This is a genomic window from Streptococcus oralis, from assembly GCF_002386345.1.
GTDB lineage: Bacteria > Bacillota > Bacilli > Lactobacillales > Streptococcaceae > Streptococcus > Streptococcus oralis_S.
Genome location: NZ_CP023507.1, coordinates 1,113,773 through 1,136,465, shown reverse-complemented (window position 1 = coordinate 1,136,465; position 22,693 = coordinate 1,113,773). Strand labels below are relative to the sequence as shown.

Below are 22,693 nucleotides of genomic sequence, written 5' to 3'. Positions count from 1 at the left end.
GATGGTAAGTACACAAGAACAATTTGAACAGGTACAAGCTGTTAAGAAATCAATCAATACTGCCAGCGAAGCAGTGAAAAACCAAGCCTTGCTAGCTATGGCTGATCATTTATTGGCGGCTACTGAGGAGATTTTAGTGGCAAATGCCCTCGATATGGCAGCGGCCAAGGGGAAAATCTCAGATGTTATGCTAGATCGTCTTTATTTGGATGAGGGACGTATAGAAGCGATGGCAAGAGGGATTCGTGAAGTGGTTGCTTTACCAGATCCTATTGGTGAGGTCCTAGAAACAAGTCAGCTTGAAAATGGCTTGGTTATTACCAAGAAGCGTGTGGCCATGGGGGTTATTGGTATTATCTATGAAAGTCGTCCAAATGTGACGTCTGATGCGGCTGCTTTGGCTCTCAAAAGTGGCAATGCGGTCGTTCTTCGTAGTGGTAAGGATGCCTACCGAACTGCTCATGCTATTGTCACAGCTTTGAAGAAGGGCTTGGAGACAACGACCATTCATCCAAATGTGATTCAACTGGTGGAAGATACCAGCCGAGAAAGTAGCTATGCTATGATGAAGGCCAAGGGTTATCTAGACCTTCTCATACCTCGTGGAGGCGCTGGTTTGATCAATGCTGTGGTTGAAAATGCTATCGTGCCCGTTATCGAGACAGGAACTGGGATTGTCCATGTCTATGTGGATAAGGATGCCGATGAAGACAAGGCTCTAGCCATCATCAACAATGCTAAAACCAGTCGTCCTTCTGTCTGCAATGCCATGGAGGTCTTGCTAGTTCATGAAGACAAGGCAGCAAGCTTCCTTCCTCTCTTGGAACAAGTTCTGGTTACAAGTCGGAAAGAAGCTGGACTGGAACCAATTCAATTCCGCTTGGATAGCCAAGCAAGTCAGTTTGTTTCAGGTCGAGCAGCTGAGGCCCAAGACTTTGACACCGAGTTTTTAGACTATATCCTAGCGATTAAGGTTGTGAGCAGTTTAGAAGAAGCGGTTGCGCATATTGAAGCCCACAGTACCCATCATTCGGACGCCATTGTAACAGAGAATGCCGAAGCTGCGGCTTACTTTACAAATCAAGTTGACTCTGCAGCGGTTTATGTCAATGCTTCAACGCGTTTCACTGATGGAGGTCAATTTGGTCTTGGATGTGAAATGGGGATTTCGACTCAGAAACTGCACGCGCGTGGTCCAATGGGCTTGAAGGAATTAACTAGCTACAAGTATGTGGTTACTGGTGACGGACAGATAAGGGAGTAAGAGATGAAAATTGGATTTATCGGTTTGGGAAATATGGGAGCTAGTTTGGCCAAGGCTGTCTTGCAGGCCAAGACGGGTGAACAGATTCTCCTTGCCAATCGCAGTCAAGCAAAAGTAGATGCTTTCATCGCCAATTTCGGTGGCCAGGCTTCCAGTAATGAAGAAATTTTTGCAGAAGCAGATGTGATCTTTCTAGGAGTTAAGCCTGCTCAGTTTTCTGAAATCCTTGCTCAATACCAGTCTATCCTTGAAAAACGAGAGAGTCTTCTTTTGATTTCCATGGCGGCTGGATTGACCTTGGAAAAACTAGCTAGTCTTATCCCAAGTCAACATCGTATCATTCGCATCATGCCCAATACTCCAGTGGCTATCGGTCAAGGGGTGATTAGTTATGCCATGTCAGCAAACTGTCTTGCTGAGGACGGTGAACTCTTTTGTCAGCTTTTATCCAATGAGGGTCTATTGGTTGAGCTTGGGGATGACTTAATTGATGCGGCGACAGGTCTTGCAGGTTGTGGGCCAGCCTTTGTCTACCTCTTTATCGAGGCTTTGGCAGATGCAGGTGTTCAGTCAGGATTGCCAAGAGAAAGGGCTTTGAAAATGGCAGCCCAAACAGTAGTCGGAGCTGGACAAATGGTCCTCGAAAGCCAACAACATCCTGGAGTATTGAAAGACCAAGTTTGCAGCCCAGGAGGTTCGACTATCGCTGGTGTAGCAAGTCTGGAAGAACATGCCTTTAGAGGTACAGTCATGGCCGCAGTTCATCAAGCCTATAAACGAACACAAGAACTAGGTAAATAAGAGGTTGGATGACTCCCAACCTCTTTTTATGGTCGATTGAATAGAGAAGACGCAAAAAGATTGTCACAAAAACCTATTTTTTTGATAGAATAGAAGGTAGAAAAAAAGAAATGAGTTAGACATGTCAAAAGGATTTTTAGTCTCTCTTGAGGGACCAGAGGGAGCAGGAAAGACCAGTGTTTTAGAGGCTCTACTCCCCATTTTAGAGGAAAAAGGAGTAGAGGTGCTGACGACCCGTGAGCCAGGTGGAGTTTTGATTGGGGAGAAGATTCGTCAAGTGATTTTGGACCCAAGTCATACTCAAATGGATCCTAAAACAGAGCTCCTTCTCTATATCGCAAGTCGCAGACAGCACTTGGTGGAAAAAGTTCTGCCTGCTCTTGAAGCTGGTAAGTTGGTCATTATGGACCGTTTCATCGATAGTTCCGTTGCTTATCAGGGATTTGGCCGTGGCTTGGATATTGATGCCATTGATTGGCTCAATCACTTTGCGACAGATGGCCTCAAACCTGATTTGACACTTTATTTTGACATTGAGGTGGAAGAGGGGCTTGCTCGCATTGCTGCCAATAGTGATCGGGAGGTCAATCGTTTGGACTTGGAAGGTTTGGACTTGCACAAGAAAGTCCGTCAAGGCTACCTTTCTCTTCTGGAAAAAGAAGGAAATCGCATTGTCAAGATTGATGCCAGTCTTCCTTTGGAGCAAGTTGTGGAAATTACCAAGGCTGTCTTGTTTGACAGAATGGGCTTGGCTAAATGAAACAAGATCAACTAAAGGCTTGGCAACCAGAGCAGTTTGACCGCTTTGTCCGTATTCTAGAACAAAACCAGCTCAATCATGCCTACCTTTTTTCAGGTTTCTTTGGAAGCTTGGAAATGGCGCAGTTTTTGGCTAAGAGCCTCTTTTGTAGGGATAAGGCAGGCGTTTTACCATGTGAGAAATGCCGGAACTGCAAGCTGATTGAGCAGGAAGAATTTCCCGATGTCACTTTGATTAAGCCGGTCAATCAGGTCATTAAGACAGAACGGATTCGAGAATTGGTGGCTCAGTTTTCCCAAGCAGGGATTGAAAGCCAGCAACAGGTCTTTATCATCGAGCAGGCGGAGAAAATGCATCCCAATGCAGCCAACTCTCTGCTCAAGGTCATCGAAGAACCTCAGAGTGAAGTTTACATTTTCTTCTTAACTAGTGATGAGGAAAAAATCTTGCCGACAATCCGTAGTCGGACCCAGATTTTTCACTTTAAAAAGCAAGAAGAAAAGCTCATCCATCAATTAGAACAAGCAGGTCTAGTAAAGAAAAAAGCAACTCTCTTAGCCCAGTTTAGTCAATCGAGAGCTGAAGCTGAAAAGTTGGCTAATCAGGCAAGTTTTTGGACTATAGTTGATGAAAGCGAGCGCTTACTAACTTGGTTAGTAGCCAAGAAAAAAGAGAGTTATTTGCAAGTTGCTAAATTGGCTAGCTTGGCAGATGACAAGGAGAAACAAGACCAGGTCTTGCGAATCCTCGAAGTTCTCTGTGGACAGGACCTCTTGCAAGTAAGGATTCGACAGATTTTACAAGATTTACTAGAAGCTAGAAAAATGTGGCAGGCTAATGTCAGCTTTCAAAATGCCATGGAATATCTGGTTTTGAAAGAAATATAAATTCATACTCTTCGAAAATCAAATTCAAACCACGTCAACGTCGCCTTGCCGTACTCAAGTACAGCCTGCGGCTAGTTTCCTAGTTTGCTCTTTGATTTTCATTGAGTATTAAAAATGAACGATATAGAAAGGAAAGGGCTGTTTTATGGACAAAAAAGAATTATTTGACGCGCTAGATGATTTTTCCCAACAGTTACTGGTGACCTTGGCCGATGTGGAAGCCATTAAGAAAAATCTCAAGAGCCTGGTAGAGGAAAATACAGCTCTTCGCTTGGAAAATAGTAAGTTGCGCGAACGCTTAGGCGAGGTGGAAGCAGATACTCCCGTCAAGGCCAAGCATGTTCGTGAAAGCGTCCGTCGGATCTATAAAGACGGGTTTCACGTATGTAATGATTTTTATGGACAACGTCGAGAACAGGACGAGGAATGTATGTTCTGTGACGAGTTGTTGTACAGGGAGTAGGCATGCAGATTCAAAAAAGTTTTAAGGGGCAAACTCCCTATGGCAAGCTTTACTTAGTAGCAACGCCGATTGGCAATCTAGATGACATGACCTTTCGTGCCATCCAGACTTTGAAAGAAGTGGACTGGATTGCGGCTGAGGACACGCGTAATACGGGGCTTTTGCTCAAGCATTTTGACATTTTCACCAAGCAGATCAGTTTTCACGAGCACAATGCCAAGGAAAAAATTCCTGATTTGATTGGTTTCTTGAAAGCAGGACAAAGTATCGCTCAGGTCTCTGATGCGGGTCTGCCTAGTATCTCAGACCCTGGGCATGATTTGGTCAAGGTAGCTATTGAGGAAGAAATCGCAGTTGTTACCGTTCCAGGTGCCTCTGCAGGAATTTCTGCCTTGATTGCCAGTGGTTTAGCTCCACAACCACATATCTTTTACGGTTTCTTACTGAGAAAATCAGGCCAGCAAAAGCAATTTTTCGACTTAAAAAAAGATTACCCAGAAACTCAGATTTTCTACGAATCGCCCCATCGTGTAGCGGATACATTGGGAAATATGCTAGAAGTCTACGGTGACCGCTCGGTAGTCTTGGTCAGGGAATTGACCAAAATCTATGAAGAATACCAACGAGGTACCATTTCTGAATTATTAGAAAGCATAGCTGAAACGCCACTCAAGGGCGAATGCCTTCTCATTGTTGAAGGTGCCAGTCAGGATGTGGAGGAAAAGGACGAGGAGGACTTGTTTTCAGAAATCCAATCTCGTATCCAGCAAGGCATGAAGAAAAATCAAGCCATTAAGGAAGTCGCAAAGATATATCAGTGGAACAAAAGTCAGCTCTACGCTGCCTACCACGAATGGGAAGAAAATCAAGAAAATGACTAAACAGGGAAGTTTGCCTTCTTCCCTTTTTTTGTTATACTAGTATAAGAAAAATTAGAAAGATTTGTGGGTATCAAACAGTCTAGTAGCTTGTTTTTATTTGGACTTAGTTTCCACCCAAAGAGGTATTATTGTCGTGTCTCAATCTTATATCAATGTTATCGGTGCTGGTTTGGCAGGTTCTGAAGCAGCTTACCAAATCGCAGAACGCGGTATTCCAGTTAAACTCTATGAAATGCGTGGTGTCAAGTCAACACCCCAACACAAAACAGACAATTTTGCTGAATTGGTTTGTTCCAATTCCTTACGTGGGGATGCTCTGACAAACGCCGTTGGACTCCTCAAGGAAGAAATGCGTCGCTTGGGTTCTGTCATTTTGGAATCTGCTGAAGCTACACGTGTCCCTGCTGGTGGTGCCCTTGCGGTGGACCGCGATGGTTTCTCCCAGATGGTGACCGAAAAAGTAGCCAATCACCCCTTGATTGAAGTGGTTCGTGATGAAATTACAGAATTGCCAACGGATGTTATTACAGTTGTCGCTACTGGTCCTTTGACTAGTGATGCCTTAGCTGAAAAGATTCATGCCCTCAATGACGGTGATGGTTTCTATTTCTACGATGCGGCGGCGCCGATTATCGATGTCAATACCATCGATATGAGCAAGGTCTATCTCAAATCTCGTTATGATAAGGGAGAGGCGGCCTACCTCAACGCTCCAATGACCAAACAAGAATTTATGGATTTCCATGAGGCATTGGTCAATGCGGAAGAAGCACCGCTGAATTCTTTTGAAAAAGAAAAGTACTTTGAAGGATGTATGCCAATCGAAGTCATGGCCAAGCGTGGCATTAAAACCATGCTTTATGGTCCCATGAAACCAGTTGGTCTGGAGTATCCAGATGACTACACAGGCCCTCGTGATGGAGATTTCAAAACTCCATATGCGGTTGTCCAGCTCCGTCAGGATAATGCGGCTGGTAGTCTCTATAATATCGTTGGATTCCAGACCCACCTCAAATGGGGAGAACAAAAGCGTGTCTTCCAAATGATTCCAGGTCTTGAAAATGCGGAGTTTGTTCGCTATGGGGTCATGCATCGCAATTCTTATATGGATTCACCGAACTTGCTAGAACAAACCTATCGTTCTAAGAAACAACCAAACCTTTTCTTTGCTGGTCAAATGACGGGTGTGGAAGGCTATGTTGAGTCAGCAGCTTCAGGCTTGGTTGCAGGTATTAACGCAGCTCGTCTCTTTAAGGGTGAAAGTGAAGCTATCTTCCCAGAGACCACAGCGATTGGAAGTCTAGCTCATTACATCACTCATGCGGACAGCAAACATTTCCAACCAATGAATGTCAATTTTGGGATTATCAAGGAATTGGAAGGCGAGCGTATCCGTGATAAAAAAGCTCGTTATGAAAAAATTGCAGAGCGTGCTCTTACCGACTTAGAGGAATTTTTAACGGTTTAATTTTTTTGAAAGAATTGCTCATGATACTATAAAAATCTTAGAAATTGTGATAAAATAGGTAGGATAAAAAAAGGAGAGTAAAAATGGCGAACCCCAAGTATAAACGTATTTTAATCAAGTTATCAGGTGAAGCCCTTGCCGGTGAACGTGGCGTAGGGATTGATATCCAGACAGTTCAAACAATCGCAAAAGAGATTCAAGAAGTTCATAGCTTAGGTATCGAAATTGCCCTTGTTATTGGTGGAGGAAATCTCTGGCGTGGAGAACCTGCTGCAGAAGCAGGAATGGACCGCGTTCAGGCCGATTACACTGGAATGCTTGGGACCGTGATGAATGCTCTTGTGATGGCAGATTCATTGCAGCAAGTTGGTGTCGATACGCGTGTGCAAACTGCCATTGCCATGCAACAAGTGGCAGAGCCGTACGTACGTGGACGTGCCCTTCGTCATCTTGAAAAAGGCCGCATCGTTATCTTTGGTGCTGGGATTGGTTCACCTTACTTCTCAACAGATACAACAGCTGCCCTTCGTGCAGCTGAAATCGAAGCGGATGCCATTCTGATGGCTAAAAATGGGGTAGACGGTGTTTACAATGCCGATCCTAAGAAAGACAAAACTGCCGTTAAGTTTGAAGAATTGACCCACCGTGACGTTATCAATAAAGGTCTTCGTATCATGGACTCAACTGCTTCAACCCTCTCTATGGACAACGACATTGACTTGGTTGTCTTCAATATGAACCAACCAGGCAACATCAAACGTGTCGTATTTGGTGAAAATATTGGAACAACAGTTTCAAACAATATCGAAGAAAAGGAATAAGAAAATTATGGCTAATGCAATTGTAGAAAAAGCTAAAGAGAGAATGACCCAGTCTCACCAATCACTTGCTCGTGAATTTGGTGGTATCCGTGCCGGTCGTGCCAACGCAAGCTTGCTAGACCGTATCCACGTAGAATACTACGGAGTCGAAACTCCTCTTAACCAAATCGCTTCAATTACTATTCCAGAAGCGCGTGTCTTGTTGGTAACACCATTTGACAAGTCTTCATTGAAAGACATCGAACGTGCCTTGAACGCTTCTGATCTTGGTATTACACCAGCTAATGACGGTTCTGTGATCCGCTTGGTTATCCCTGCTCTTACAGAAGAGACTCGTCGTGACCTTGCCAAAGAAGTGAAGAAGGTCGGTGAGAATGCTAAAGTGGCTGTCCGCAATATCCGTCGTGATGCTATGGACGAAGCTAAAAAGCAAGAAAAAGCAAAAGAAATCACTGAAGACGAATTGAAGACTCTTGAAAAAGATATTCAAAAAGTAACAGACGACGCTGTGAAACACATCGACGACATGACAGCCAATAAAGAAAAAGAAATCTTGGAAGTCTAAAAATAAACAGAAAAACTCAGTTGGCATTGCTGGCTGAGTTTTATTCGAAAGAAGGAAATATGAATACAAATCTTGCAAGTTTTATCGTTGGACTCATCATCGATGAAAATGACCGTTTTTACTTTGTGCAAAAGGATGGTCAGACCTATGCTCTTGCTAAGGAAGAAGGTCAACATACAGTAGGGGATACGGTCAAAGGTTTCGCCTACACGGATATGAATCAAAAACTCCGCCTGACAACCTTAGAAGTGACTGCCACTCAGGACCAATTTGGTTGGGGAACCGTAACAGAAGTTCGTAAGGATTTGGGTGTCTTTGTCGATACTGGTCTACCTGACAAGGAAATCGTTGTGTCACTCGATATCCTCCCTGAGTTCAAGGAACTCTGGCCTAAGAAGGGTGACAAACTCTACATCCGCCTTGAAGTGGACAAGAAAGACCGAATCTGGGGACTCTTGGCTTATCAAGAAGACTTCCAACGTCTGGCTCGTCCTGCCTACAACAACATGCAGAATCAAAACTGGCCAGCCATTGTTTACCGCCTCAAGCTATCAGGAACTTTTGTATACCTGCCAGAGAATAACATGCTTGGTTTCATTCACCCAAGTGAGCGCTACGCAGAGCCACGTTTGGGGCAAGTGTTAGATGCGCGGGTCATCGGTTTCCGTGAAGTGGACCGCACCTTGAATCTCTCCCTTAAACCGCGTTCTTTTGAGATGTTGGAAAATGATGCTCAGATGATTTTGACCTACTTGGAAAGCAATGGCGGTTTCATGACCTTGAATGATAAGTCGTCTCCTGAGGATATCAAGGCAACCTTTGGTATCTCTAAAGGTCAGTTCAAGAAAGCACTCGGTGGCTTGATGAAGGCTGGCAAAATCAAGCAAGACCAGTTTGGGACAGAGTTGATTTAGGTCTTATAGACATGAAAAAGAAACTTGAAGAAATGAGCTTAGAGGAACTCTGGCAACTTTTTCCGATTTTTTTAGTAGAGCACAAGCCAGAGTGGAAAGACTGGTATGAATTGGAAAAAGCAAATCTGAAAAAAATATTGGGTGCAAATGTTATTAAAAGAATAGAACATATCGGTAGCACTGCTATCCCTAATATTTGGGCAAAAAATATCGTTGATATTCTGCTAGAAGTAGGTAAAATAGAGGATTTAGCAAGAGTTAGGGATTTATTGGTGAAGAATGGTTGGCTAGTGATGTTGGAGAGTCCTAACAGGATTTCGCTAAATAAAGGATATACTGAGCAGGGATTTGCTGAGAAAGTTTTTCATTTACATTTGCGAATGACGGGAGATCATGACGAGATTTATTTTAGAGATTATCTCTGCCAGCATCCAGATATTGCCCAAGCGTATCAGGAATTAAAACTAAGTTTGTGGAAAAAATTTGAACACAATCGAGACGGCTATACAGATGCGAAAACAGATTTTATAAACCACCACGTTTCAGAGGCTAAGTCCAGTAATTTTCAAGAATCAGAAAAATTTCATCAAAAAAGTTTTGATAGGAGAAAGAATTGAGAAAATCATTTTACACTTGGCTTATGACTGAGCGCAATCCCAAAAGTAACAGTCCTAAAGCCATCTTGGCTGACCTCGCTTTTGAGGAGTCGGCCTTTCCAAAACACACAGATGATTTTGATGAGGTGAGTCGCTTTTTGGAGGAGCATGCCAGTTTCTCTTTTAACCTAGGTGACTTTGACGCCATCTGGCAAGAATACTTAGAACACTAGAGACAATGAGATGAGGCTAGTATTTTATTGTTCTCTTTGCTATAATAAAAAGAAATAAACGGATTAGAGAGGTTCTTTATTTGAAGGAACATTCAATAGACATTCAACTAAGTCACCCAGATGACTTGTTCCATCTTTTTGGTTCCAATGAGCGCCATCTTCGTTTGATGGAAGAAGAGCTCGATGTGGTGATTCATGCTCGTACGGAGATTGTGCAGGTTTTGGGAGAAGAGACTGCCTGTGAGGAAGCCCGTCACGTTATTCAGGCTTTGATGGTCTTGGTGAATCGAGGAATAACGGTTGGCACGCCAGATGTGGTGACTGCGATTAGCATGGTCAAAAACGATGAAATAGACAAGTTTGTCGCCCTTTACGAAGAAGAAATTATCAAAGACAATACAGGGAAGCCGATTCGTGTCAAAACCTTGGGTCAAAAACTTTATGTGGACAGTGTCAAACAGCATGATGTGACCTTTGGAATCGGACCAGCAGGGACAGGGAAGACATTTCTTGCAGTGACCTTGGCAGTAACTGCCCTTAAACGTGGGCAAGTCAAGCGGATTATCCTTACTCGTCCAGCAGTGGAAGCAGGTGAGAGTCTAGGATTTCTTCCAGGTGATCTCAAGGAGAAGGTGGATCCTTATCTTCGACCAGTTTACGATGCCTTGTATCAGATTCTCGGCAAAGATCAGACGACCCGTCTCATGGAGCGTGAAATTATCGAAATCGCGCCCCTTGCTTACATGCGTGGGCGGACCTTGGACGATGCTTTTGTCATTCTCGATGAGGCACAAAATACGACCATCATGCAGATGAAGATGTTCTTGACTCGTTTAGGCTTTAATTCTAAGATGATTGTCAATGGAGATATCAGCCAGATTGACCTGCCACGCAATGTTAAGTCAGGTTTGATTGATGCCCAAGAAAAGCTCAAGAACATTCACCAAATAGACTTTGTTCATTTTTCAGCCAAGGATGTGGTTCGCCATCCGGTTGTCGCTCAGATTATTCGAGCTTATGAACCAGCTCCAGTTAAGGTTGAAGAAAAGAACCAAGAAACAGAATAGCAAAAAAGCAGTTCAGATGTGAACTGCTTTTAAGTTGCCCTGTATAAAAAGTTGTATGGCTAATTTATTATAGACAGAATAATGATGATTTTAATCTGAAGTTGGTAAAAATCTAGAAATATTAGTGCTGAAACCACCACATTTAAGTTAACTTATTATAAATTTTATTTTTTCTTAATTTTCTTAGCAATTAATAGGAAAAATTACGATAAATTTTATTGAAATAAAGATTTCAAAATGATAAAATGATATTTGGGTTAGAGTGGGCTTATGTCCAAAATTTGAAAGTACCTAACTCGCTTTCACATCTTAATAGAAAGGAGATATTATGAAAAAAGACAAGTGGTGGCTTCCATTTTTAGCAGTAGGAGTCATCATAGCTTTAGCGGTGGGTTTAATTTATTTCACTAGACCCACTAAGGATGGAGATATAGGAACGTCTTCAGTTTCGCAATCGACTTCAAGCGATGAGAACAATTCAGCTTTGAGTTTAAAAGGTCAACAACTTCCAGAATTTAAAATGACCTCTCAAGATGGAAAATTGATTGCTATCTCGGAACTGTATGATAAACCTATATTAGTTGTCGAATGGGCTAGTTGGTGTCCGCATTGCCAGAAACAACTACCCATTGTTCAGCAGATGTATGAAAAGTATGGAGATCAAATTCATTTTGTTCTTCTGAATATGAACGAACCAGGAAAAGAAACAAAGGAAACTGCTGATCAGTATATCAAAGAAAAAGGATATACTTTCCCGTATTATTATGACGAAGATCAGTCCGCAGCCGATCTTTTACAGGTTCAAACCATACCAAGTATGTATCTTGTGACAAAACAGCAACAGGTAAAGAATGTATTAGTAAATCATACCACTGCTGAAAATTTCTCGAAAGAGTTACAAGAACTGCTAAACTAACATACATTCATTTCGGAAAAAAGGAGGAAGAAGAAATCGCAATAGGATTTCAGAGAAAATTATGAGAGATTTCATTAAAAAGGTCTCCATTCTGTTTACGATTCTGTTTCTCTCTGTGCCATTAGGATTAGCTAGTTTACGTTTCGGTCGTGGTGCGGCTGATGAAACTGAGGTAATTCGAGTAGGAGATAATACGGAAATTATCCAGAATGGATGTTATCGTAAGATAAAGAAATCAGAAAAGACGGAATGGACAGTTCCGCGTAAACCAATTGACTTGGTTATCCTGCAGGATGCCAGTGGATCATTCCGAGAAACGATTCCAAGTGTCAAACGTGCTCTTAAACGGTTGACGACTTATGTTAGCCCAGAACAATACGATGAGACAAATCCTTATCTCGTTAAGACTGACGACCCTCGAACAACTGACCGGGTCTTCGTTGCTTCTTACCAAGGTTTGGATCAGGTGCGTTACTTTGAAAACAATGATTTTAGTGGTAACCCTGCGAACGTATATACTGATGCGAATTCGACTGGAAAAAACTACACCTATGGCAATAGTGGCTTAACAAGCGATCAAAATAAAGTTCATAGCTTCATTGATAATATTGCTGTTGATGGTGGGACCCCAACTGTTCCTGCGATTGATGATACAATCGCTCAGTACAACCGTGTCAAAGGCAATATGGAAAACGGTCGGAAGACGGTCTTCCTCCTGGTAACGGATGGGGTAGCCAACGGTTACCGTCTGCCAGGGACTAACACAGTGGTTATGGACAAGAGCTGGACAAGAACAGATGCTATTCAACGTGCTTGGGGAGTAAATAGCTATCCAGAAGCGGCTCAAGATATTACTGGTCGTGCCAATGAGTTGAGAGATGCTGGTGATCAGCTGAAAGCAGCGGTTGGTTCAGAAGGTTCTGTGGTTGTAGGTTTCTGGGAACGTGTTGATAATTTCACTGAACCATATTATCAATATGGTCCAGCTTATCTAAATGGTTTCGGTAACACTATTAATATTGGGGACAACCGTTCAGTGCAAGCCATCTTCCACGACGCACTTCAATCGATGGCTTCACCAGATAAGGTTGTGAACGGAAAGAACGTTTCCTTCTATGTTAATGAACAGAATAACATTGATGTGTTCTCACAAAAGATTTTAGAATCTGTAGCTGCAGCGTTGATCAAGGAAGACATCAAAGGTGAGTTCACTGTTACACCTGGATATAAGGTGGATGCTGTTCGAATCAATGACAAGACTGTTGTTGAAAAAGTCACAGATCCATCAAAACAAATTCGTGGTCGAATCAATCAAGAAGGTGACAATGTCACAATCTATGTACCCGATAGTGTCTTCAATCCAGGTAATAACAATTTCGACTATGATTTGAGTAAGGAAGCTCGTGCTCCTGAAACGAATGAAGAGGATGAAGTTGATCCGCCAGCTGATTATAAACCTGTAAACGAAGAAGTTACAGTTCCTGAATTGACGGGTGTCTTCAAGACAGGTGAATTTTCAACTCAAAAAATCGGTGGACGTAATGAAAAAGTTGAAGTTCAAAAACTCGAGTACTGTTACCCAAGTGTCACTAAGAAAATTACCGACGCAGATAAGAGTAATGACTTGGGAGAAATTGATGACCCGCTTGGTTTGACAAAGAAAAAAGCCTATTCTGCACAATTGTCAGACAAGGCAGAGGAGTTCACCTATACTCTTGATTACAACTTCAATAACGTAGCCTACGAATTTGAAAAGAACGTCATGTTGACAGACCCACTTGACTACCGTTTGGAAGTGGTTGAAAGTTCAGCTACTGGACCAAATGGAGAAAAATGGACCACTCGTGTAGTTAGTCAAGATGATTCAGAAGGCAACCCTCAAAGTGTCGTGGTTGCGGATGTTCCTGCTAAAGGATCCAACTATAATTACTTGGTATTGAAGAAAGCTCAAATGACCATTAAGGTTCGTTTGAAAGAACAATACCGCAATAATCAATCAAGTAAAGAATTCATGGCTCTCCTTCAGGAAAGTAATGGATTTGGTCTCCTAAACCAAGGGAACATCATGTGGAATGGTGATGACAATCAACCAAACCAAGATGCGCATGCCAAAACAGATACCAAACCAAGTACCATTCGCCGTTCAAATCCAGTTTACGTGAAACCGCCAGTAGTAACAGAGATTACGAAGAAGGTTAATGACAAAGAACATGAAGATTTGAAGGCAGAAGAGGAACTCTTTGAGTACAAGGTGACTGCTCCATGGCCAGGTATTGCGGACAACTTTACGCTGACAGATACAGTTGTTCCAGAGTTAGAAGTTCAAGCAGATAGTTTGAATGTAAAACTCGGTGGAAAAGATAACGCTGATTTGAAAGGTGCGACAACCGTTTCAGGTCAAACCGTTTCGTTGACACTAGACAAAACTAATCTTGAAAAAATCACTCGTAAAGTGAATCGCCGTAAGGTGAAAGACATTCAATATGTAGAATTAACCTTTAAGGCGAAAATCCGTAAAGGTGCTGATCTTTCTAAATACAAGAAAGATGGTCAAGTAAAAGTACCAAATACAGCGGATGTGATCTTGAACGATGTGAAACAAACCTCTAACGAAGTAACGGTTACCCCACCAAAACCAAAAGAACCAACGATTGATAAGAAAATCAATGAAAACTTGGATAGCTTCCAAACGTTTGATGGGCAACCATACAACTACAATATTACAACAGCAGTACCAAGTGATGTTGCTAATTACAAGAAATTTGTGATTCGTGATACACTGGATGCTAATTTGGAACTTGCAGGAGACGTAAGTATTAAAGGTTCTGCAGCGGCCCTCTTTGATATCCACACCAATGGCCAAGAGATTACGGCAACGGTGAAGGATGGTCAGTTTGGTGAACTTGCAAAATACTCAACTGTTGAACTAGTCATTCCTGCAAAAGTTAAAAATGGTGTGACAGGTACAACCATTGAAAACAAGGCTTCTATTTCCTTTACAAATGAGAATAATGTAGAGAAAGAAGTTGAATCGAAACCTGTCACCGTAACGCCACCTCCTGTAACGAAGAAGATCAATGAAACTCTTGATCACTTAGATATCGCGACAGGTCAAGCGTATAACTACAACATTAAGACAAAACTTCCAACCGATATTACAGATTACAAGAAATTTGTGATTACAGATACACTTGAAGGAGATTTGTCAGTTATCAATGAAACTTCAAGCAAACCAGTTATCAAAGGAGCAGCTGCAGCCTTCTTTGATGTAACAGTTGAGGGTCAAACCGTGACTGCAACGATGAAGGACTTTGCGAACGCTACAGACCTTGCTGGTCAAGAAGTGGAATTGATTATTCCAGCTAAGATCAATGATGGAGTGACTCGTATCAACATTCCAAATACTGCGAAGTTCAGCTTCACAGATAAGAACGATCATAGCGGAGAAAAAGAAACGAAACCTGTCACCGTAACTCCTCCATCAGAACCAGGTGTTGATAAGAAAATCAACGAAACACTGACAGAGGCAACAATCGGTGCGGAAACCGACTTTACTTATAATATCAAAGCGAAATTGCCAAATGATATTACAACGTACAAGTCCTTCGTTGTAACGGATACCTTGGATGAGAACTTGACTTCAGGTCAAGCTGAAATCAAGGGAGCGGCAGCGAAATTCTTCGATGTAACAGTTCAAGGTCAAACCGTGACTGCAACGATGAAAGATTTTGCGAATGCGGGTGACTACGGTAACCAAGAAGTAGAGCTCGTGATTCATGCCAAAGTGAAGAAAGGCTCAACTGTTCCATCTATTGAGAACAAAGCTAAGATTACTTACACCAACAAGAATGACCAACAAGGTGAGAAAGAAACCAAGCCAGTCACTGTTACACCACCACCAATCACGAAGAAGGTGAATGGTCAGGAACACGCAGATCTTGGTAAGTTATCAGAAATCTTTACTTATACGATTGACTCAACGGTTCCACATGTGGCAGATAGCTTCACCATTTCAGATGATATCGTCAAAGAATTGGCATTTGAAGGAGAAGCAACGGTCACTGTTGATGGCCAAGCTGTTCAAGACCTCACTGTAACAACAGAAGGTCAACGTTTGACGGTCACATTTGGTAAAGAGCAAGTGAAACAATATGCTGGTAAAGCTGTACAAGTTTCATTTAAGGCTAAGGTGAAGGAAGGCATTACCTTTGATGCACTCTTAGCAGCTTATCCAAATGAATCAAAAGACAAGCCGGTAGTACCAAATACTGCTAGCTACATCATTAATGATAATCCTGATTCTAAGAAAGAATCAAAACCAGTTACCGTTACACCACCACCAACCACTACTCCAGAGCTTAAGAAGGAAGTAAACGGAGCAGAACGTTATGATCTTGCAAAACGTAATGAAGAGTTTACTTATACTTTGAAAACAACAATGCCTGCCAGCGCAACTGTGTTTGAGATGACAGACGAGTTGAAAGAAGTTCTAGAATTTGTTGGTGAGAATGCTTCAGCCACTGTTAAACTTGATGGTGAGGATGCAGGATCGAAGGCGACAGTGACACTTTCTGGTCAAGTCATCAAAGTTGCCTTTACAGAAGCTTCTGTAAAAGCAGATGCAGGTAAGTCCATTGAAGTGAATTTCAAGGCTAAGATTAGAGATAATGCCAACTTATCAGCTTATGTGAATAAAGATGGTAAGACAGAGATTCCGAATAAGGCTTCTTATGATATTGATCACAATCCGAAATATCACAAGGACTCTAACGAAGTCCCAGTAACACCTCCAACACCAGACGAGCCAGAAATCAAGAAAGATGTGAACGGCAAAGAATCTGAAACTCTTGACAAACGCGACCAAGTCTTCACATACAACGTGAAAACAAGTGTAGCGCAAGATGCGACAGCCTTCTCAGTCACAGATACCCTAGTGGACGTTCTTGAATTCGCAGGAACTTCAAGTGCTAAATTGAATGGTCAAGCTCTTGATGCCAGTCAAATCAAGGTAGAAGGACAAACGATTACCTTGACGCTTACAGAGGAACAAGTGAAAGTCAATGGTGGTCAAGCAGTTGAATTAACATTCGACGCGAAGATCAAAGCCGGCGCGAACTTGTCTGCTTACCTATCAGAAGATAAGACTGTGAAAGTTCCTAACAAGGCAGCTTACAAGGCAGATCTACCAAACAAACCAGGCTTTACGAAAGACTCTAATGAAGTTCCAGTAACGCCACCAACACCAGAAGAGCCAGAAATCAAGAAAGATGTCAATACTAAAGCTGAAGAAACACTCGCTGATCGTGATCAAATTTTCACATACAACGTGAAAACAAGTGTCCCAACAGATGCGACAGCCTTCAGCGTAAGTGATACACTTGAGTCTGTTCTTGATTATGCAGGTTCAGCAAGTGCAATCTTGAATGGTCAAGCTCTTGATGCAAGTCAAATCAAGGTAGAAGGTCAAACGATTACCTTGACCCTTACAAAGGAACAAGTGAAAGCCAATGGCGGTCAAGCTGTTGAATTGAGCTTCACTGCTAAGATTAAAGCGGGAGCTGATTTGACTCCATATCTAACAGATCGTGGATTCACTGTTCCAAATACGGCTTCTTATGATGCAAACATTCCAAATAGACCAGGGCTACACAAAGACTCGAATAAAGTTCCGGTTATCGTTCCAAAAGAACCAGAACCAGAAATTACGAAGAAAATCAACCGTACCTTGGACCACTTGGATGTCGAATACGATGCACCTTACATGTACAATGTCAATACAGCTTTACCAAAAGATATTGATAAGTACAAAGAGTTCACCGTAACAGATACACTTGAATCTGTTTTGGCAATCGCTGATACGCCAGTAGCCTATGTGGACGGTCGTGATGCAAATGGAGCTCTTGAAACAAGTGTTGAAGGAAACACTGTCACTGTAAAAGTGAAAGATTTCGCTCGACTAAAAGGCTTCAAAGAGATTCAATTGTACATCCCAGCTAAACTCAAAGCGCATAGCGATTTGACTCCTTATAAGGATCAATTGGTACCAAACAAAGCAAGTGTTAACTTCAAGGATGCCAATGGTCAATCTGGCAGCAAGGAATCAAAACCGGTAACGGTGAAACCACGTGACCCAGAAAAACCAACTGAACCAAAACCAAATGAACCTTCTAAGACTGTTGGACCAGAAGATGGATCAAATCCAACTGGTGGTTACAGATTGAAAGAAGCAGATGAAACATTCCGCTTCGACATTTCAACGCTCGTTCCTGCAGATCCTAAGGATGAAAATGGAAATGCCTTGAAAGATGAGTACGGTCGCATCAAGAAGACGGAATTGACGAACTTCACAATCAGTGATAAAATCAATCAAGTCCTCAAAGTGAACCTTGACCGCATCGCCCTCAAAGTTGAAAACGCTCAATTTGACAAGATCAAAGCAACTCTTCAAGCCCAACTTGAACAGTCTGAGAAAGAACTCAAAGCTTTGACAGGTAAGTCAACTGATGAGACTTCAACAGAGGCTAACAAGAAGGAAGATTTGAAAGTGGCGGAAGCGAAAGTGGCTGAATTGAAAGCGAAGTTGGAAGCAGCTAAGGCAGCGCAGCCAGCTAAACCAGCTGAAACTACAACACCAGCTACATCTGATTCTTCTGCAACAGAAGATAATAAACCTGCAACTAGCGAATCAAGTCAAGATCTTGCAAGCTTGGAAGTAGAGTTGAAAGCAGCTGAAGAAAACTTGGCTAAACTTCAAGCACCAGCAGAGAAAGAAGCAGAATTAGCACCAGCTGATAAGAAACAACAACAAGAGAAACTTGAAAATGAAATCAAGAAACTAAAAGAAGCTCAAACTAAGCTTCAAGCAGCTATTGATAAATTGAGTAAGTCTTCAAATGACCGCGGTGAATTAGTAGGTAAAGAGTTGGAAGCAATTGCTACTGTTACTTACGATGAAACTGAAAATCTTGTGACTCTTGAAATCAGCGACAAGGATGTTCTTGAAGCCTTGAAGGGAAGTAAAGTAACTCTCGTTCTTTACACAAACTTCAAAGAAGGAACAGACTTCGCTAAGTATCAGGACGGTGTATCAAATACAGCTACAGTAAGCTTCAATCACACCCCACAATCTACCAACACAGTTGTGGTGTTCCCACCAACACCGGTAACACCACCGGCTCCAAATATTCCACCTTCTGAGGGGGAAGTTCCACCAAAAGATCCAGGCAAAAACTTGCCAAATACAGGTTCTGAAGTTTCTACACTCTTTGAAGTCATTGCAGTTCTCATTCTTGGACTTACAGGACTTCTAGTTTGGAAAAACACAGCTGAACAATAGGATTGCATAGTAAGAGGAGGGTAGAAATATTTACTCTCCTCCTTACTGTATTTTGAAAGTGTTAAGGGAAAAAGAATGAGTAGAAAAAAATTATTAAAGTTAGGGATTTCAATACTTGCTTTAAACGCTCTTGGAGTAGCAACGTATCATGTAGCTCCAGATCTATATCAAATTCCAACAGTGCATGCAGAAGAAACACCGGCGGAAGATGAAGAAATTCCAGATGGCCAAGAGAGAGTCGTGGCATTCCGATTTAGAGATAAACTGAATGATCTAGACGCTGCCATTGCTGACTATAAAGCTAATCCGGATGATGAAGACAACAAAGCTGGATTAGAATATAGTTTGGCGGAAGCTACTAAGTACCTTCCTACCGCAAAGAAGGCAATGAAGAGTCCAGAAAGTCAAAAAGGTTTTGTGGCATATGAAGCTCGCTACAATGAGTTGAAAGCCAAGGCTGAAGCTTTGTTGGCTGGTAAGACGGAACAACCAGCGGAACCAAAAGTTGAGCATCAAGAAATCACTACAACAGAAGAGATTCCTTATGCATCTCGTACCGAAAACAATGCCGATCTTGCAGAAGGTACTCGCAACGTGAAACAAGCGGGTGTTAAAGGTACTAAGACCATTACTTGGGATATCACACTGACAGATGGTAAAGAAACAGCTCGTACTAAGAAAAGCGAGAAAGTTACCAAAGAACCAGTAGAAGAAATCATCGAAGTTGGAACTAAGAAAACAGGTGTAGAAACCAAAGAAACAGTGACTGTAGAGGAAAAAGTTGCTTTCAAAGAAGAAACGAAAGTAGACCCAGCACTGGATAAAGGTCAAACGCGTGTTGAAGAAGGTGAAGAAGGTATCGATGAAGTCACTTATGAAGTGACAAAAGTGGATGGTGTTGAAAAATCTCGTAAAGAAGTTTCACGCAAGACCAAGAAAGCAGCCAAAAACAAGATTACTTATACCGGTTCAAAAGCTGTTGTAACGACTAAGGAAGTAACCAAAACTGAAGAAGTTGCCTTCCAGACTCGTGAGGTTGAAAATGCACTCTTAGCTGAAGGTGTTCGCCGAGTGAAGACAGCTGGTCAAAAGGGTGTTCGCACCATTGTTTATACAGTGACATACACAGACGGCGTTGAAACAGGTCGTGTTGAGAAATCAAACACAATCACCACTCCAGCAGTAGATGAGATTGTTGAAGTTGGAACTAAGAAAGTAGTAGCCCCAGTTGTAACGACTAAGGAAGAGACCAAGACAGAAGATGTTGCCTTCCAAGTCAAAGAAGTGCAGAACGCAGACCTTCCAGAAGGAAGTCGTCAAGTGACGACAGCTGGTAAGAAGGGTGTTCGCACCATTGTTTATACAGTGACTTACACAGATGGCGTTGAAACTGGTCGTGTTGAGAAATCAAGCAAAATCACCACTCCAGCAGTAGATGAGATTGTCGAAGTTGGAACTAAGAAAGATACTGTAACAACAGGGAACCAAGCTGAAAGCACTAAGAAAGAAGAAACTGCAAGCCAAGATAAGAAAGTTCTACCAAGCACAGGTACAGCTTCTACCAGTCTTCTTTCAATGATTGGTTTATTTATCGCCGGTCTAGTCGGCTTTGTCGTTCGTAAGAGGGACTAAGGCTCTCTAATTGTACAAAAGCATCTTTTGTACCAGAAATACTAAAAAGAACCCAGAATTTATTCTTGGGTTCTTTCTTTATAAATTAAAACGAATTACTATGGATAAGTTGTTAGAAACAATATCTTGTTATGGAATTTGTAGAGTAGTATGAGTCTATTCTAGCTTGAAAGAATGGTTAACCAATTTTAAACTAGTTCATTGATAGAAGTAAAATCTCTACCCAGGCCTTGGGCAACTGGGAGGCTGGTCAAGTAACCTTGATAAGTGGTCACACCTTGACGCAAGCCTTCATCTTCAGCAATTGCTTGTGCGAATCCTTTGCCAGCCAGAGCTTCGATATAAGGAAGAGTGACATTGGTTAGGGCGATAGTAGAAGTACGGGCAACCGCACCAGGGATATTGGCAACGGCATAGTGGAGAACACCGTATTTTTCATAGACAGGTTCATCGTGCGTTGTCACACGGTCAGCTGTCTCGATAACGCCACCTTGGTCAACGGCAACGTCAACAATGACAGAGCCTGGACGCATTTGTTTGACCATCTCATCTGTCACCAATTTCGGTGCTTTGGCACCAGGGATGAGAACTGCACCAATCACCACATCAGCATCTCTCACACTTGCTTCGATGTTGAATGAATTAGACATAAGAGTTTGGATTTGGTTTCCAAAGACTTCTTCTAGAACTGAGAGACGCTTCGCACTGATATCTAAAATAGTCACTTGAGCACCAAGACCAAGGGCGATGCGGGCAGCATGTGTACCGACGACACCACCACCGATGATGGTTACTTTTCCTTTTGGAACACCTGGTACACCACCTAGTAGGACACCAGAACCACCAGCTTGCTTAGTAAGGAAGTGAGCTCCGATTTGAACAGCCATACGACCTGCAACCTCACTCATAGGAACGAGGAGTGGTAGTTGTCCTTGATTGTCACGAACAGTTTCATAGGCAATTCCTGTTGTTTTGGCTGCTAACATAGCACCTGCTAATTCTGGAGCAGCGGCCATGTGCAAGTAGGTGAAGAGGAGAAGATCGTCGCGCAAATAACCATATTCAGAAGCTAGTGGTTCTTTTACTTTCACGACCAACTCGGCAGCCCAGGCTTCAGCAGCAGTTGCGACAATCTCAGCTCCTTGCTTTTGATAGTCTGCATCAGTAAATCCTGAACCGAGACCAGCATTTGTTTCGATGAGAACACGATGTCCACGACTGATTAAACTATGGACGCCAGCAGGAGTGAGGGCAACACGGTTTTCGTTATTTTTAATTTCTTTTGGGATTCCGATTAACATAGAGATAACCTACCTTTCAATTGTTAGATTGTTTTAGTTGTCACATTCCATTCCATAAATCAAAAATGTGATGGTTTTATTGTATATGAAACCGCTTCAAAAATCAAGAAAAACTTGTCATCCAAATTTATTTATGCTAGACTAGTGAGAATCAAGCTCTAATGGAGGGAAAAGTATGGAATCAATATTTGTGAAATTTGCCCAGTATCCATCTATAGAAACGGAGCGTTTATTGCTCCGACCTGTAACCTTGGACGATGCAGAAGCTATGTTTGAGTATGCCTCAGACAGAGAAAATACACGCTACACTTTTCCAACAAATCAAAGCCTAGAAGAGACCAAGAACAACATCTCTCAGTTATACTTGGCTAATCCCTTGGGACGGTGGGGAATTGAACTAAAAAGCACTGGTCAGTTTATCGGAACCATTGACTTGCACAAGATTGATCCTGTTCTTAAGAAGGCAGCTATTGGTTACATTATCAACCAAAAGTATTGGAATCAAGGATTGACGACAGAAGCCAATCGTTCCGTGATTGAGCTGGCTTTTGAGAAGATTGGAATGAACAAGTTGACCGCTCTTCACGATAAAGACAATCCCGCATCAGGAAAGGTCATGGAGAAATCAGGTATGCGTTTTTCCCACGAAGAACCCTATGCCAAAATGGATAATAAAGAACCAGGTCGAATTATCACAAGAGTTCATTATGTCTTGACTAAGGAAGACTATTTTGAAAATAAATAAGCAGTTGAAAAGATTTTTCAGCTGTTTTTTTCTTTCACTTACG

At 42.2% G+C, this 22,693-nt stretch carries 18 protein-coding genes; 17 read left to right on the top strand and 1 reads right to left on the bottom strand.

The annotated features are described in order from the left end of the window. The first annotated feature begins 1 nt into the window (after position 1). The 16 genes from CO686_RS05660 to CO686_RS05585 all read left to right on the top strand — a co-directional run bounded on the left by CO686_RS05660 (position 2) and on the right by CO686_RS05585 (position 20,604). Positions 2-1,264 (top strand): glutamate-5-semialdehyde dehydrogenase, encoded by a 1,263-nt coding sequence (locus tag CO686_RS05660; protein WP_049550012.1) that lies wholly within the window; start codon positions 2-4, stop codon positions 1,262-1,264. Between the two features lie 3 nt (positions 1,265-1,267). Further along, on the top strand, positions 1,268-2,065 hold the full coding sequence (gene proC / locus CO686_RS05655) for a pyrroline-5-carboxylate reductase (protein WP_096753615.1): 798 nt from the start codon (positions 1,268-1,270) through the stop codon (positions 2,063-2,065). Between the two features lie 121 nt (positions 2,066-2,186). Then, complete coding sequence (gene tmk, locus CO686_RS05650; protein ID WP_000033378.1) at positions 2,187-2,825, top strand: dTMP kinase; 639 nt, start codon at positions 2,187-2,189, stop codon at positions 2,823-2,825. Continuing rightward, complete coding sequence (locus tag CO686_RS05645; RefSeq protein WP_000806733.1) at positions 2,822-3,712, top strand: DNA polymerase III subunit delta'; 891 nt, start codon at positions 2,822-2,824, stop codon at positions 3,710-3,712. Before tmk ends, CO686_RS05645 begins: the two co-directional genes overlap by 4 nt. A gap of 145 nt (positions 3,713-3,857) precedes the next feature. Beyond that, complete coding sequence (gene yabA, locus CO686_RS05640) at positions 3,858-4,175, top strand: DNA replication initiation control protein YabA (protein ID WP_000358229.1); 318 nt, start codon at positions 3,858-3,860, stop codon at positions 4,173-4,175. 2 nt (positions 4,176-4,177) lie between these two features. Next, complete coding sequence (gene rsmI / locus CO686_RS05635; RefSeq protein ID WP_065371719.1) at positions 4,178-5,056, top strand: 16S rRNA (cytidine(1402)-2'-O)-methyltransferase; 879 nt, start codon at positions 4,178-4,180, stop codon at positions 5,054-5,056. A 133-nt stretch (positions 5,057-5,189) separates the two neighbouring features. Continuing rightward, on the top strand, positions 5,190-6,524 hold the full coding sequence (gene trmFO, locus CO686_RS05630; protein ID WP_049550010.1) for a methylenetetrahydrofolate--tRNA-(uracil(54)-C(5))-methyltransferase (FADH(2)-oxidizing) TrmFO: 1,335 nt from the start codon (positions 5,190-5,192) through the stop codon (positions 6,522-6,524). A gap of 83 nt (positions 6,525-6,607) precedes the next feature. Further along, the gene (gene pyrH / locus CO686_RS05625; protein ID WP_000002996.1) at positions 6,608-7,345 is read left to right on the top strand and encodes a UMP kinase; all 738 of its coding nucleotides are present in this window, start codon (positions 6,608-6,610) and stop codon (positions 7,343-7,345) included. Between the two features lie 7 nt (positions 7,346-7,352). After that, entirely contained in the window at positions 7,353-7,910 is a 558-nt protein-coding gene (frr, locus tag CO686_RS05620; protein ID WP_001262235.1) for a ribosome recycling factor, read from the top strand. Between the two features lie 59 nt (positions 7,911-7,969). Next, a complete protein-coding gene (cvfB, locus tag CO686_RS05615) occupies positions 7,970-8,824 on the top strand; it encodes an RNA-binding virulence regulatory protein CvfB (protein ID WP_049485312.1) in 855 nt (284 codons plus the stop codon). Between the two features lie 11 nt (positions 8,825-8,835). Further along, entirely contained in the window at positions 8,836-9,441 is a 606-nt protein-coding gene (locus CO686_RS05610; protein WP_096753614.1) for a GrpB family protein, read from the top strand. After that, positions 9,438-9,653, top strand: coding sequence for a YozE family protein (locus tag CO686_RS05605; RefSeq protein WP_001232084.1), 216 nt, complete (start codon positions 9,438-9,440; stop codon positions 9,651-9,653). Before CO686_RS05610 ends, CO686_RS05605 begins: the two co-directional genes overlap by 4 nt. A gap of 80 nt (positions 9,654-9,733) precedes the next feature. Next, on the top strand, positions 9,734-10,720 hold the full coding sequence (locus CO686_RS05600) for a PhoH family protein (RefSeq protein WP_096753613.1): 987 nt from the start codon (positions 9,734-9,736) through the stop codon (positions 10,718-10,720). A 328-nt stretch (positions 10,721-11,048) separates the two neighbouring features. Next, positions 11,049-11,636, top strand: a complete 588-nt coding sequence (locus tag CO686_RS05595) for a TlpA family protein disulfide reductase (RefSeq protein ID WP_084849289.1) — start codon at positions 11,049-11,051, stop codon at positions 11,634-11,636. A gap of 61 nt (positions 11,637-11,697) precedes the next feature. Continuing rightward, positions 11,698-18,972 carry an isopeptide-forming domain-containing fimbrial protein gene (locus tag CO686_RS05590; protein WP_096753612.1) on the top strand — a complete coding sequence of 2,425 codons (7,275 nt, stop codon included), beginning with the start codon at positions 11,698-11,700 and terminating at the stop codon, positions 18,970-18,972. 75 nt (positions 18,973-19,047) lie between these two features. Further along, complete coding sequence (locus CO686_RS05585; RefSeq protein ID WP_096753611.1) at positions 19,048-20,604, top strand: G5 domain-containing protein; 1,557 nt, start codon at positions 19,048-19,050, stop codon at positions 20,602-20,604. Between the two features lie 188 nt (positions 20,605-20,792). Here the strand turns inward: CO686_RS05585 and ald are convergent, their stop codons facing one another. Further along, positions 20,793-21,905, bottom strand: a complete 1,113-nt coding sequence (ald, locus tag CO686_RS05580) for an alanine dehydrogenase (protein ID WP_049501030.1) — start codon at positions 21,903-21,905, stop codon at positions 20,793-20,795. 175 nt (positions 21,906-22,080) lie between these two features. On the opposite strand from ald, the gene CO686_RS05575 reads away from it, so the two are divergent. After that, entirely contained in the window at positions 22,081-22,650 is a 570-nt protein-coding gene (locus CO686_RS05575) for a GNAT family N-acetyltransferase (RefSeq protein ID WP_000443757.1), read from the top strand. The last annotated feature ends 43 nt before the right edge of the window (positions 22,651-22,693 follow it).